Origin of the sequence: Yersinia nurmii, from assembly GCF_001112925.1 — a bacterium.
Taxonomy (GTDB): Bacteria; Pseudomonadota; Gammaproteobacteria; order Enterobacterales; family Enterobacteriaceae; genus Yersinia; species Yersinia nurmii.
This window is the reverse complement of record NZ_CPYD01000007.1, coordinates 167,038-181,652: the sequence shown is the minus strand read 5'-3', so window position 1 is coordinate 181,652 and position 14,615 is coordinate 167,038. Positions and strand designations below refer to the sequence as shown.

Below are 14,615 nucleotides of genomic sequence, written 5' to 3'. Positions count from 1 at the left end.
CGTGAACTATATCAAATATATAAACCCACGGAGAGCTGATATTTTTAACTATACTTAATCTCTATGACCTTAATAATAGTAAAATCTCTTCTGTTTTTTCCAGCATCAAAGACTTATTCGCACGAGATTCTACATTCAATCTAACAACTGGCTCAGTATTAGAACTACGTAAGTTAAAACGCCAATCTTTGAACTCAAGGCTAATCCCATCGGTTTCATCAACGACCAGCGCTTCATTTTCATAAGTTGCGCGAACTTTAGCAATTGCTGAGGCAGGCTCAGACAATATTGAATTTATCTCACCGGATGCAGGGTAAGCACTCATACACTCTTCGACTAATTGCTCCAAACTTTTATTTTTAACGCACAATAGCTCTGCAATTAACAACCAAGGAATCATTCCAGAATCACAGTAAGAGAAATCACGAAAATAATGATGAGCGCTCATTTCTCCACCATAAACGGCATCTTCTTCACGCATTCTTTCTTTGATGAAAGCGTGTCCAGTTTTTGACATGACCGGCTTTCCGCCAGCAGCAGTTACAATATCAATTGTATTCCAACTCAAGCGCGGATCGTGAATAATATTTGAACCCGGTTTTTTCTGTAGGAATGCTTCAGCTAACAATCCAACAATATAATACCCTTCGATAAACTCCCCTTTATTATTAAAAAAGAAGCAACGATCAAAATCGCCATCAAAGGCAATGCCCATATCTGCACCATGGGCTAATACAGCATCAGTGGTATCTTGTCTACATTCTGGCAGTAGCGGGTTGGGGATTCCATTCGGGAATGTACCATCCGGTGAATGATGAACTTTAATCAGAGTTACAGGCATACCAAGCTTATCAAAACGCTTTTCCAAAGCATCAATAACATGCCCTGCAGCCCCATTCCCACTATTGATAACTAATTTCAAGGGCCTAAATAAGGATGGCGTTATATAACCAATTAAATGATCAATATAGGCATCAATAACTGATATTTTCTTGTAACTCCCTCTCTTAGACTCAACAATAGGCGGAAAGTCATTTGATTCTGCCAAACGTTGTATATCGCGTAGACCAGTATCACCACTAATAGGTCTAGCCCCCTGACGAACAAGCTTCATTCCATTATAATTAATAGGATTATGGCTAGCTGTAACTTCTATTCCTCCATCAACGCCAAGATGGAAGGTCGCAAAATATATCTCTTCCGTACCAGATAATCCAATATCCAATACATCTGTACCTGCATCTTGCAGGCCACGACTCAATGCAAGTTTAAGGCTCTCACTTGTTAGCCTTACATCACCACCAACAACAACTGTTTTAGGTTTTGCAAATTCACCATAGGCTCGACCAATACGATATGCTATCTCATCATTCAACTCTTCGCCTAACTGACCACGGATATCATAAGCTTTGAAACAAGTTAGTTTAGACATATATATCACTTTATAAACTGAGGAATTTTAGATAAGTTTTTGCAGATTAATGATACAGGCCAAAATAAAGCTTGCTTCTTCATAATCTTAATATCTTCTTTTGATTTAAGTATCATGTTTTTAACTGAACGGTTGCTTATTCCTCCGACCCTCATTTTGGTTAGCACACGAGGTAAATACGCTAGCTTAATCTGATGAGATATAATATAGCGAGTTAGTGAGTCATAATCCGCTGATATTTTGAAACTTAAATCAAAACTACCCAAACGCTCATATAATTCACGTTTCATATAAAATGTCGGGTGAGGCGGCATCCATCCATACTGCATTTTCCGTGGGTGAAACTCACCACTTTTCCAGCATCTAATGACATGGTCAATATTATCCCTTGCTACATATTGCAAGTCACCATATACCGCATCACATCCGTTATTTTTAAACGTTGCAACAACATCGGCGATAACATTTGAATCAGCTAACAAATCATCCGAGTGTAAGAAACCAATGATATCCCCAGTAGCAGCTAAGATACCTTTATTTAACGCATCATAAATACCTTTATCTGGCTCACTGATAATTGTAGAAACTCGGGTAGAGTTTCTATCTATCACTTTAAGTGTATTATCTTTTGATGCTCCATCAATAATAATATACTCAATATCTAAATGTGTCTGTTTCTCTAACGACAATAGAGTATCTATAATGGTTTTTTCACTATTATACGTAGCAGTAATAATACTTACTTTCATCATTAATACCCTACACCTAAGTTATCTACACGTTCTACATCACTTTCGGAAAGATAGTTTCCGGTATGTACTTCAATAATTTCTAACGGTATTTTCCCTGGATTTTCTATTGAATGTGCAATTCCTACAGGAATATAGGTAGACTCATTTTCATTCACTAAATAAGTTTTATCACCATAGTGAACTTTAGCTATGCCCGAAACAACGACCCAATGTTCAGCTCTATGGTAATGAATCTGAGTTGCAATGCGCTGGCCCGGTTTAACTGACACATGTTGAACCTGGTAGCGAACACCTTCTGCAATAGCATCGTGGGAACCCCAAGGGCGATATACCTCACGGTGTTGCAGATATTCGCACCGCTCCTCTAATTTGAGTTTGTTAACGATACTTTTAACATCTTGCACTTTATCTTTATGCGCAACTAATACCGCATCTTTGGTTTCTACAATGATAAGATCGTTTACTCCAACCGTCGCAACGAGCCTATTTTGAGAATAGACATAACTATCATGCATATCCTCTATTAATACATCACCGCGAACAACATTTCCCTGGCTATCTTTATCATTTATTTCCCATAGCGCAGACCAACAACCAACATCACTCCACTGAGCATCCATAGGCACAACAACCGCGTCGCTGGTTTTTTCCATAACTGCATAATCAATTGAATCATCCGGACAGTTATAAAAAGCCTCTTCATTCAGACGAATAAAGTCTAGATCAGCACGCTGACCGGCGATTGCTCGCTGGCAAGCTTCAAGAATATCAGGTCGATGTAACCCAAGCTCTTGTAAATAGCGTGATGCTTTAAATACGAACATACCGCTATTCCAATAATAATTTCCGGAAACCAAATATTCTTGCGCGGTAGCTAAATCAGGCTTTTCAACAAAAGCAGCAACCTCATAAGCACCATCTTCAACCAAAGCTCCCTGCCTGATATAGCCATATCCAGTCTCTGGACTATTAGGAACAATACCAAAAGTGACCAACTTACCAGCTTCAGCAAGAGGTTCAGCTCGTTTTACGGCCTGAATAAATGCAGGTTTATCCTGAATAACATGATCAGCCGCTAATACCAGTAATAACGGATCATTGCCGTTTAAAGTCGCATGCAAGGCTGCCAACGCAATTGCCGGGGCTGTATTACGACCAACAGGTTCCAATACAATACCGCTATGTGAGAGTTTTTTCTGGCGCAGCTGTTCAGCAATAATAAAACGGTGATCTTCATTACAAATCACAAGCGGAGCTAGATGAGGAAGCTCGTCTAATCGAAGTAGAGTTTCCTGTAGCATGGTGAGTTCTGAAGTCAAAGCCAGAAATTGCTTTGGATAATGAGTCCGAGATAGCGGCCACAGGCGACTCCCAGAGCCGCCTGCCATAATTACGGGTAATAGCATGAGCGATTACTTCCTGTCTTGAAAATAGAGCTTGGTATGAAGATGAACATCGTCAGCGGAAAGTAAATCATCGACCGCTCTCCAACAATACTGAGAATGTTGATCTTTTGGCAATTGTACTAACGGTGTCTCAATGACCAGTTTGTAGCCAAGCACTACATAATGAGTTGAAAAGTCTTCTTCAGAAAAATTATCCGGATAGAAATGTTCAAATGTGCCAATAAAGGCCGCATTTTGAATAGAGATAGGGAATCCTAACTCTTCTTTTGCTAACCGGGTAAAAGCATCAGCAAGAGTTTCATCTTTTCTTACTCGTCCCCCCGGTACAAACCAATAATTCTTTGCCGGGCGATTTAGTCGTTTACCAAGTAATATTCTATTCTGAGAATCCTGGACGACGAGATCGATAGATATCAATGGCGTATTAGCCACAATAGTCTTGAACAAAGATGTATCTAAGGGACGAGCCATATTATTTCCTGAAATTATGCTGGTTATCCAAAAACCACTGATAAGTCATCATGAGTCCTTCTTCCAAGGAAATATGATAACTCCATCCTAATTTGGCTAACCTACTAACATCCATCAACTTGCGCGGAGTTCCATCAGGCTTCGTTGCGTCAAAGACTAGTTTGCCCGTGAATCCCACCACTTTTGCCATAGTTTCAGCTAATTCTTTTATCGTACAATCTACACCTGTACCGACATTAATATGAGAAAGCATGGGCTGAGTATTAGCAGCGTATATCTGGTTAGATAATTCCATAACATGTACGCTGGCAGCTGCCATATCATCTACATGTAGAAATTCGCGCATTGGTTTCCCTGTTCCCCACACAACCATTTCCTCATCATTATGTAATTTCGCCTCATGGAAACGGCGTAATAATGCAGGAATTACATGGGAGTTTTCAGGATGGAAATTATCATTTTCACCATAGAGATTGGTTGGCATTACGCTACGGTAATCACGACCATATTGACGATTATATGATTCGCACAACTTTATCCCTGCTATTTTAGCGATAGCATAAGGCTCATTCGTTGGCTCCAAAATACCAGTTAACAGCGCGGCCTCAGTCATTGGCTGTTCTGCTAGTTTAGGATAGATACACGAAGAACCCAAAAATAGCAGTTTTTGTACATTGGCTAGGTGTGCAGCATGAATAATATTGCATTCGATCATTAAGTTTTCGTAGATGAACTCTGCCGGATAATTATTATTAGCCTGAATTCCTCCGACTTTCGCTGCGGCCAAATAGACTTCATCTATTTTTTCATCAGTGAAAAATGCCTGCACTGCAGCTTGAGATATCAGGTCTAGTTCATCACGAGTTCTGAGAACCAATTCAATATCGCTGCGATTCTTAAGTTGGCGCACAATGGCAGAACCAACCATGCCGCGATGGCCTGCAACAAATACCCGTTTCTTATCCATTATCATCAATTCTCCAACGAAATGGATACATCAAAACCGTTGGCTTTCAGCAAAGCATGCTGTTTAGCTTGTTGTAAGTCGCTTGCAACCATTTCAGCACACATTTCTTCAACAGTAATTTCAGGAACCCAGCCCAAAACTTTCTTGGCTTTTGCTGGATCACCCAGCAGTGTTTCAACTTCTGCAGGGCGGAAATAACGAGGATCAACACGAACAATAACGTCGCCAACTTTTACTGCAGAGGCATGATTACCGCTAACTGCCACAACAGTAGCTATTTCATCAACACCTTCACCACTGAACTCCAGTTCAATTCCAGCTTCTTTTGCCGACATACGAACAAACTCGCGAACAGTAATCTGTTTACCTGTCGCAATAACAAAATCTTCTGGCTTCTCTTGTTGAAGCATCATCCATTGCATACGAACATAATCTTTCGCATGCCCCCAGTCACGTAACGAATCCATATTGCCTAAATAGAGACAATTTTCCAAACCCAAAGCAATGTTTGCTACAGCACGAGTAATTTTGCGAGTAACAAATGTCTCACCCCGACGTGGAGATTCATGGTTAAACAGTATGCCGTTACACGCATACATGCCATAAGATTCCCGGTAGTTAACCGTAATCCAATAAGCATACATCTTGGCCACAGCATAAGGAGAACGCGGATAAAACGGAGTCGTTTCGCGCTGAGGGGTTTCTTGTACTAATCCATAAAGTTCTGAAGTCGACGCTTGATAGAAACGAGTCTTTTTTTCTAACCCATTAATTCGAATCGCTTCTAATAAACGCAACGTCCCCATAGCATCAACATCAGCCGTATATTCAGGTGACTCAAATGAAACAGCTACATGTGACTGTGCACCTAAGTTATAAATTTCATCAGGCTGAATTTCTTGAACTAAGCGAATCAAATTGGAAGTATCAGTTAGATCGCCATAATGTAAAAAGAAACGAGGATTTTCTTCATGACGATCTTGATAAATATGATCAACACGGCTGGTATTAAAGGAGGAAGCTCGGCGTTTAATACCATGAACCTCGTAACCTTTCTCTAACAAAAATTCAGCCAAATAAGAACCATCTTGTCCAGTAATACCTGTAATGAGCGCAATTTTAGTCATAATATTGTAATCCGTATTATTTATTCAATTCTTTATAAACATTGAGTGTTTCTTGATAACACTTATCCCATGAGAATTTGGCTGCTTGCTGAAAGCCAAATTCAATAAGCTTAGACCTTTCATTATCTATAGCGACTAAACCTTCGACTAATTCATCCACACTAGGTCGGTTCACTAATATCGCCGCATCTCCAGCAACCTCTGGTATTGAAGACACTCCCACAGCGACTACAGGGCATCCGGCACGCATAGCTTCTAAGATGGGAATACCGAATCCCTCGTAACTCGACGGATATAGTAATGCATAAGCAGAATTGTAAGCCTCATTCAAAGCTTCATCACTCAAGCGCCCTAACCAATGATAGCGATGCGGTAGATGCTGATTTAATAGCGATAATTCTCTATCAGTAAACTCGCCCCCCCCCACCACAGATAACTCAAGATGAGGGAGTCTCGATATAACTTTTACGGCAATATCAAAATTTTTATATCCGCCTCGAGCACCAACAAAGATAACTTTATTCGTATGAGTTTTTGTTAGCACTAAAGGATGATATTTCTCCGACACACCATTGTGAATAATTCTAATTTTATCACTAGGAACAGAGCAATAATACTGTAAATCTTTCGCAGTATTTTCAGAAACACAAATGATCAAATCACTATGTTTCACCGCTCTATTTTTTTGCCATGTATGTACCCATTTCGCAGGACCGCTGACAAACTTTTCATATGTAAAATCATGAACCGTTGTAACTACAGGCATATCCTCTTTGGGCAGACGATAGTAGGATGAATGAAATATTGGAGATATCTCTTTATTTATATCTGGTAATAAGCAATCTCTATAGCGTTCAAAAATACGGCTTTTAAGCTCCGTACTTTTAACGCCTACATCACCAATTTTATCATCATAAGAATACCAATCAAAATCCCCACCAGGCAGGCGAGTAACTATCTCTTTAAAATAAACAGTAATACCGCCATTACTTTGCAGTGAATTAATAATCCCATCATAAATTAATTTCATAAAAACACACCATAATTATTCCCATTAAGATTACCTTTCTCTATTAATTTGAAACCACGAAATCAAAATCAGTGGAGCCCAATATGTAGGAACAAACCATAGTATATCTGCGGAAAATACGATAGGCATGAGTATCACACCACCGCATAATATTTTTTCAACTACTGTTTTTGAGCGTTTTGAAACAACTATTGCACATCCAATCAGATAGACATAAAAGAAGAATGCAATAATACCAATCTGAGTAAACATGGAATATATTCCCATGTTTATTTCCGGGAGTCCATATATCGTTCTAAAAGTACTTCCTCCATACCCAAAACCGTATGGATATAAATCAAGATACTGCATCAAAAGAGAAATAGTCCGTCCACCTGTTTCATCTCCTGAGAATACAAAATCAAAAACTTTATCTAGAAGATAATTCAATGTACTTGAAAAAAACCAAAGATATATTGAAGTAATAACCAGAGAAAGAAATACTGCTGGAAGAGTATATTTAGCATTTTCACGAGTGAAAATAACGCGTCGACACAAAAAGATTGTCGCGAAAATTGCACATGCAAAAAAAATATATCCTGACGCAGAGAAGTTCAGCAACATCATTGATGTATATAATATTATAGGCATGTAGCGCCTATTTAGATACATATCTATTAATAAAAATGGTAGGAATGGTGCCATAAATTTTGAAAGGTGTCCTCGCTCAACTGATACTGCAGCAAAAGAGGGAAAGCCGCCAAAACCTGCACTATCAAAAGTACCATATGGTACGCGCCCGGATAAAAGAACAACAAATTGTATAATATAAACTACCGAAATTAATGCTGCAACTTTAGAACCGATCCGACTAATTTCTGATAATGTTGCTATACTTTTTACTTTAGAAAATGATAAAAATAAAAATGGAATAAGTAGCACTTTGAATATAACAATAAATCTATTAAAGAAGTTGTCACCAGCCAAACTGATACCGACGGCGTCACCTTGAAGAATAATAAATTTCCCTGTAGACAACAACAGATATAAATTGACCATAATAAAGTGAAGTAAAATAGAAAAGCATAATAAAACGAATTGAGTGAAAATTATATTTTTATTAAATCGCGCACCAAAAATAATGATATAGAGCGCATTTAAAACCAGGAAAAATTCAGCCAAACTTATTATATATATATAAGCTGGATTGGTAAATGGCCATAAAAATACAACCAAGGTTCCTAGTTTTTCTTCACCTAGAAGCTTAGATTTGCACACACTATAAATAATATAAAAAACAATAAAAAACCCAATAGCTAAATGTATCCCCTCAACATTTAATGCATAATCTCTTACATATTCAAATATATTATTGAATGGGTATCTCAGCTCATAAAATTCCATCGCGCACCAATATTAATGATCATACAGTATATTTAACTATAATCTTATGAATATAAAGACTAAAAACGTAATGATATAATACTCAAAAGAGTATTCCAAATATTTGTATCGAGAGTAATCTACCATTTCATGCAGAAATTTATAGACTTCGTCTTACTCTATTGGAACATGGACGAATTACAGTGACTAGCCCTCTAGATTTTTTTGCTAATGCATCCATAGAAAAAGATAAATCACACCCTAAACTAATTAATAATTACAATCACTTAAATAACAATCGCCGAATTTTTTTATACATGAATTCAAGCTTTAATTTTGAAGCAAACACATATAAAGGCCTAATAAAATAAACAAAGTCAACTAATAAAGAATTAGCACCAGAATACTTAAAATTATGCTTCATTCTATTTCTTTGTTCCTTTTCACCATACACCGAAGTTAAGATGTTAGTATGAAAAATTGAATGCTCTCTTAGTAAAATGGCTAAAAAAGCAGATTTCACATCAGGGTCGTTTGAGTAGAATTTTTCAGCGAATTTCATATACCCATTAAAGTCTATTTCTATTCTTTTCACTACACCATCTTTAGCAAAGAAATCATTTCCAAGTCGAGTATCAACTAATGGTTTATTTATATATTGGACTTTTGCACCATGCGTCACGATATCTAATAGATAAAAAACATGGCTATATGCGCTACCAATAAATGATTCATCAAAGGATACATTCTCCCACGAGCTTCGTTTTACAATATTAGAACCAAGGAAGCTGAAGGTAGCACCAATAGAATTACTATTGTTAAAATATTTGATTAGTTCATCTTTATCATTAGTTAAATAGAGAGAATCTCCAGTAGTCATCCATGGTTTGTATGAGATTCTGTTCATAGACAGATCACACTCATAACGATCGCACAGATAAATATCACATCCTGACGCTAGATATTTATCTATTTCATCGAGAGCTCCATCGGATAAAACATCATCACTACCAAAAAGCCAGCAATATTCACCTGATGCTAAAGAAACAGCGGCCAAATAATTTTTATCCGGACCAATGTTTTTATTATTTCTTTTATATACAATTGACGTGTTGGTGTTTTTTCTAAAATTTTCTATCATCTCGCTTGTATTGTCTGTCGAAGCATTATCTGATATACATATTTCTATATCATTTCTATTATTAGTTTGAGAAATAATGCTATCAATCAATTCAGACAAGAAATCACAACGATTGTATGTTGGAATACAAAATGAAATTTTAATACGGTTCATCTAAAATCCTTTGAACGCTCTTTGAGAAAACAAGTAACTTTTAAAATGGTGTGAAAAACAGACAGCTCTACATTTTAAACAGACTGTAATTCCTTTATTTTTCTCTTATAGAAAACAGGAAGAAATATAACCACAGTAAATAAAAAAGATAAAATCAATCCAGTTAACATACCTTTCATCCCGTAAACTGATGCTAAAGTCCACTGGAGGCTCAAACTAAGAATTGCTTGAACAGGCACTAAATACCATAACGGCCGTAAATAATTCATGCTTTGTAGGAGCATCGCATATGTATCAGTCCAAATACGCAGTAGGAAATACACACCAAATAAGGCTATCGTGGTAACATCTATATTAGGATTTATTTTTTTAGAGATAAGACCAATGATTTGTGTTTTAAATAGATAAAAGCCAACGCTACAAATGACGATAAAAATAGCGCCTAGCATAATATATTTATTTACTATTAAATTTAATTCCGACCATTTGTTTTGAACTCTGTATTCAGCACATACCGGCCAAAGAGCCTGTAATAATGCAGAATAAACAAAAAGGATCAATCCAAATATTTTAATTAATACAGTGTAAACAATGATATCACTAGCGACTAATTTCTGAGACATCACTATATAATCTGCCTGAAGAACAATTGTGGCTAAAAATGCAAAGAACAAAAAACCAGATGACCTCTTTAAAATTATTTTAACTAAATCATGATCAAAATCATCAGTCGCTTCGGCTCTAAATGTTTTTATAATTCTTGAAATAAATATCGTGACAGGTATTAATGCTGCTGGACCAAAAAACATGATAATAGCTAAATATATGCTACTAGATGCGCTATATTTACTGAATATGACTATTAGTATAAGGCCTAGTAAAGAAGCAAGTGCGGTGATCACATTAGCAATCCAACCTCTTTGTTCAGCGAACAATATTTTATATAGAACTCCGCCAAAACTGGTAAAAATAAAAATACAAAGAGTGATGTATAGCAATAAATGCTTATCATAAATAGTATTATTATCAAACCCTTGCAGATATACTGGAGCTAAAAATTTTGTTATCGGCCACAGTATTGACGCTAATACCAATATCCCAATTGATATTAAACACGCAGAAGTCAATATATAGTCATTATACTGTTTTTTATTTGCTCTTTGCTCTGATATAAAATTTTGTAAACTATATCCGATGCCAAAATCAGCTAATGCTCCCCAAGCAACAAGGCCAGCAAGTAAAGTAAAGGCAGCGTAGCCATTCTCACCCATTAAATCTAGTAAGTATCTAATACTTAAAAGTTGAATTCCTGCAGAAACAATTCTGGAAATCCAAGAAGATAGTGCTATCCATAGATGATTAGGTATTTTTTTAATTAAAAATTTCACGAACCACCATTATTAATTGTATCACTCAGAAGAATTCGCAATTATTTATATAATCAATAGAAAAACTTACACACTATTAAATCAAGACTCATCTAAACACCGAGTTATATAAGATTCTAATTTATCCTCTATTAATCCAATGTTTTCAAATTTATATTCAGGTTTTAGCACTTCATCTTCTCTATATCCATAAGAACCGAACTCAACAAGTAATTCCCTTCTATTACTATTTTTATTAACTAACTCCACAATATCTTTTACTGTATACTCATGTGGATTAAAGATAGAAAGTGTCTTGTTTTGATAATTTTCACTCTCAGAACAGACAACATCCATGATTGCATTCACCACATCTTCTATATAAACAAGATTCAGTTTTTGTTCTCCAGGCGATAATTTAAGAGCTATCTCAGCTTTTGCACTGTTAATAATAGCATCTAGTATTTTCCCCCTATTATCATTTTCCCCATAGGTTCCATATAACATAATATTAGTATATTTTACATTGTAACTAGAATAATACTTTAACAAATCCCTTAAAGCTGACTTAATGATTCCATAAGGATTCACGCCCTCAACATTTCGGATTGAATTACTAAACTCCCAATAGCTACCAATATTGACAAATCGACCATGGCCGCGTTTTTTAAAATATTCCAATAAGATAAATGGGATTTTAAGATTACCATCAATCACATTAAGATCAGGTATTTCTCCGGGTTTGTAATAACCCGCGGCTAAATTTACAATAAGATCAGGGGATAATTCATTTAAAATAAAGGTTAGCGAATCTATAGAAAATTTCGCATATTCAATTTCTCCATCGGCTGATATCGATGTTACTTTATCTCTCCCTATATTATAAATAACCCCATATTTTTCTATAAGTTTCGGAATTAAGAAACCACCTATATAACCGGTCCCACCAGTCAACGCTATTTTCATTTAATATTTGGCCAGTGCAATACTGGCCAACCTCGATTAGAAATTCAAACCAAAGAATTCTTCAAACTTACTGACCACGTAATCCAGATGATCATGTGTCAGGCCTGGATAAATACCGATCCAGAAGGTTTGGTTCATAATACGGTCTGTATTAGTCAACTCACCGACAACGCGATACTTCACGTCGTGGAAATACGGCTGGCGCGTTAAGTTTCCAGCGAACAGTAAACGTGTACCAATTTTGGCTTCATCTAAGAATTTAACCAAATCGATACGGGTTACACCGCTGTCTTCTTTAAGCGTTATTGGGAAACCGAACCAAGATGGATCTGAGTTTGGTGTGGCTTCCGGCAGTTCGAGGAATTGCTCACAAGACTGCAAAGCACTTTTTAGGTATTTAAAATTGGCTTTACGCTTTTCTACAAATTCTTCTACGCTTTCAAGCTGAGCCAAACCACAGGCAGCCTGCATATCCGTAATTTTAAGGTTATAACCTAAGTGAGAATAGGTATATTTATGGTCATAACCGAATGGTAGAGAACCTAGTTGTTGGCCAAAGCGTTTTTTACAGGTGTTATCACAGCCTGGTGCGCAATAGCAGTCACGGCCCCAGTCACGGAAGGATTCAATAATACTCTTCAACTCTGCTGATTTGGTAAATACCGCCCCACCCTCACCCATAGTAATATGGTGAGCAGGGTAGAAACTAACGGTACCAATATCACCAAATGTACCCGCCATTTTGCCATCATAGGTTGAGCCTAATGCATCACAGCAATCTTCAATAAGCCAAAGGTTATATTTATCCGCTACACGGCGAACTTCAGCCAGATCAAATAAATTACCCAGCGTATGAGCAATCATAATGGCTTTAGTTTTATCACTGACAGCTGCTTCGATCAGGCTGGCGTTCACATTATAAGTTGGAATATCAACATCAACGAAGACAGGAATTAAGCCATTCTGAATGGTAGGGTTAACAGTAGTAGGGAAACCAGCAGCAACAGTAATCACTTCATCGCCTGGCTTCAACGCACGTGCACCAAGTTTTGGCGAGGTTAGCGCAGTAAGCGCTAGCAGGTTAGCCGAAGAACCTGAAGTGGTTGTCAGTACATGAGGAACACCGAGATATTCCCCTAATTTTTTCTCAAAAGCATCATTAAAACGACCGGTAGTTAACCACCCATCCAAAGATGCTTCAACCATCAGCTGAAGTTCTTTAGCACCAATAACTTTACCTGAAGGTGGAACGACACTTTTACCTGCTTCAAATGGCTTAGGGGCCATAGCCGTTTCAGCGTACTGAGCAACTAACCCAGCAATCTGTTGACGTAATTCTTCTTGACTCATTTTCTATGACCTCAAATCATCTAGTTTTCATGTAATTATTAATTTCGGTAACACTATATTCATGCATGTCTTCGCCAGCTAGCCAGGCTTTATGCCAAGCCACAATATATTCCAGCGTGGTATTAAGGCTCCAACGTGGATGCCAACCAAGTTGCATTTTAGCTTTTGAACAATCTAACTTTAAGTAATGAGCTTCGTGCGGATGTTCATTACCATCCAATTGCCAGCTTGCATCACCCCCCCAAAATTCGACCATTTTTTCAACAATATTTTGAACCGGGGTCGCATCCGCTTCATTCGGACCAAAGTTCCAGCCCTCGGCATATTCTACGCCACCGTCGTACAACTTTTGCGCCAGTAAAATATAACCGGACAACGGTTCAAGCACATGCTGCCAAGGACGAATGGCGTGAGGATTGCGGATAATAACAGGTTTTGACTCTTCGAAAGCACGTAAAATGTCCGGAACAATACGGTCCAAAGCCCAATCGCCGCCGCCTATAACATTTCCGGCGCGGACAGTTGCCAGTGCTGTACCATGCTGATCGTACTTGGCTGGATTAAAGAAAGAGTTACGATAAGAAGATGTGACTAACTCAGCGCAACCTTTACTGTTGGAATATGGATCATATCCTCCCATCGCTTCATTTTCACGATAGCCCCATATCCATTCTTTATTGTCATAGCATTTATCGCTGGTGATATTAACCACAGCTTTGATGCCACCAACCTGACGGATTGCTTCCAGTAAATAAACGGTGCCCATAACGTTAGTTGAATATGTGTCAACGGGTTCCGAGTAGGATAGTCTTACCAGCGGTTGAGCCGCCATATGGAAAACGATTTCTGGCTGAAATTCACGAATTGAGTTTAATAGTTTTTGTTGATCGCGAATATCGCCGATTTCTGATTCCATCCCGTCAGCTACGCGGGCAGTTTCAAATAGGCTAGGTTCAGTTGGCGCAGCCAGAGAATAACCTTTAACCGTTGCCCCCATGTTCTGCAACCACAAACTCAGCCATCCACCTTTAAACCCGGTATGACCTGTTACAAAAACACGTTTACCTTGCCAGAAGCTTGCATCAATCATT

The 14,615-nt window shown here is 37.6% G+C and carries 13 protein-coding genes; all 13 read right to left on the bottom strand.

The features are described from left to right. Positions 1-61: 61 nt before the first annotated feature. Entirely contained in the window at positions 62-1,432 is a 1,371-nt protein-coding gene (cpsG, locus tag AD970_RS10865) for a phosphomannomutase CpsG (protein WP_049598635.1), read from the bottom strand. 5 nt (positions 1,433-1,437) lie between these two features. After that, positions 1,438-2,181, bottom strand: a complete 744-nt coding sequence (locus AD970_RS10860; RefSeq protein WP_049598721.1) for a glycosyltransferase family 2 protein — start codon at positions 2,179-2,181, stop codon at positions 1,438-1,440. A 2-nt stretch (positions 2,182-2,183) separates the two neighbouring features. Then, positions 2,184-3,590, bottom strand: a complete 1,407-nt coding sequence (locus AD970_RS10855; RefSeq protein WP_049598633.1) for a mannose-1-phosphate guanylyltransferase/mannose-6-phosphate isomerase — start codon at positions 3,588-3,590, stop codon at positions 2,184-2,186. A gap of 6 nt (positions 3,591-3,596) precedes the next feature. Further along, a complete protein-coding gene (locus AD970_RS10850) occupies positions 3,597-4,061 on the bottom strand; it encodes a GDP-mannose mannosyl hydrolase (protein ID WP_049598631.1) in 465 nt (154 codons plus the stop codon). A 1-nt stretch (position 4,062) separates the two neighbouring features. After that, positions 4,063-5,028 (bottom strand): GDP-L-fucose synthase, encoded by a 966-nt coding sequence (gene fcl, locus AD970_RS10845; protein ID WP_049598719.1) that lies wholly within the window; start codon positions 5,026-5,028, stop codon positions 4,063-4,065. Positions 5,029-5,033: 5 nt separating this feature from the next. Then, a complete protein-coding gene (gene gmd / locus AD970_RS10840) occupies positions 5,034-6,155 on the bottom strand; it encodes a GDP-mannose 4,6-dehydratase (protein ID WP_049598628.1) in 1,122 nt (373 codons plus the stop codon). A gap of 16 nt (positions 6,156-6,171) precedes the next feature. Continuing rightward, positions 6,172-7,185, bottom strand: coding sequence for a glycosyltransferase family 4 protein (locus tag AD970_RS10835; RefSeq protein WP_049598627.1), 1,014 nt, complete (start codon positions 7,183-7,185; stop codon positions 6,172-6,174). Positions 7,186-7,215: 30 nt separating this feature from the next. Then, positions 7,216-8,568, bottom strand: a complete 1,353-nt coding sequence (locus AD970_RS10830; RefSeq protein ID WP_049598626.1) for a hypothetical protein — start codon at positions 8,566-8,568, stop codon at positions 7,216-7,218. A 262-nt stretch (positions 8,569-8,830) separates the two neighbouring features. After that, positions 8,831-9,841, bottom strand: coding sequence for a glycosyltransferase family 2 protein (locus AD970_RS10825; protein ID WP_049598623.1), 1,011 nt, complete (start codon positions 9,839-9,841; stop codon positions 8,831-8,833). Between the two features lie 74 nt (positions 9,842-9,915). Beyond that, positions 9,916-11,229 (bottom strand): MATE family efflux transporter, encoded by a 1,314-nt coding sequence (locus AD970_RS19635; RefSeq protein ID WP_049598620.1) that lies wholly within the window; start codon positions 11,227-11,229, stop codon positions 9,916-9,918. Positions 11,230-11,310: 81 nt separating this feature from the next. Then, positions 11,311-12,174: an NAD-dependent epimerase/dehydratase family protein gene (locus AD970_RS10815; RefSeq protein WP_049598619.1), complete on the bottom strand. Its 864-nt coding sequence runs from the start codon at positions 12,172-12,174 to the stop codon at positions 11,311-11,313. Between the two features lie 36 nt (positions 12,175-12,210). Then, positions 12,211-13,524, bottom strand: coding sequence for a lipopolysaccharide biosynthesis protein RfbH (rfbH, locus tag AD970_RS10810; RefSeq protein ID WP_049598618.1), 1,314 nt, complete (start codon positions 13,522-13,524; stop codon positions 12,211-12,213). Positions 13,525-13,540: 16 nt separating this feature from the next. Beyond that, a complete protein-coding gene (gene rfbG / locus AD970_RS10805; RefSeq protein ID WP_072080637.1) occupies positions 13,541-14,614 on the bottom strand; it encodes a CDP-glucose 4,6-dehydratase in 1,074 nt (357 codons plus the stop codon). Position 14,615: the final 1 nt, after the last annotated feature.